The organism is Elizabethkingia argenteiflava (assembly GCF_009904105.1).
In the GTDB taxonomy this organism is placed as follows: domain Bacteria; phylum Bacteroidota; class Bacteroidia; order Flavobacteriales; family Weeksellaceae; genus Elizabethkingia; species Elizabethkingia argenteiflava.
On the sequence record NZ_JAAABJ010000005.1, the window covers coordinates 1 to 407 of the forward strand.

The window sequence follows — 407 nt, forward strand, 5'->3', positions numbered from 1 at the left end:
AATAAATGGAGCAAAGATGGCTCTTTCAGAAAGGCATGGATAGGTCTTTCGCTCCTTAATAAAAGAAAATTGAATATGTCAAGCGTTCAGTTGGACGGCAGCCACACCCCAAGCCGAATGGGAGGTGAAAAGCTAGGCTATCAGGGTAGAAAAAGGCAAAAACCACCAACAGCATTTTTCTGTGAGAAAACCAGGGACAAATGTTGGCACTGGGAAGTCCAAAAAGTGGCCATCATCACTATTTATACAAAAGAGAAGGTAGTTTGAAAGAAATTCTGTCCCTTCTAAGCGAAGTAGAAATAGATCATAAATAAATGTTTATCAATGCTTAAGCAGGAATTGACAGACAGAATTTAAGACACATGTTAGAAAAATAAAAAATAATCTCAAATATTAAAACCCATATC

At 37.1% G+C, this 407-nt stretch carries 1 pseudogene; it reads left to right on the top strand.

From position 1 onward, the window contains the following. Nucleotides 1-267 (top strand): annotated as a pseudogene (locus GNY06_RS00025) (hypothetical protein); the annotation flags it as partial. Between the last annotated feature and the right edge of the window lie 140 nt (nucleotides 268-407).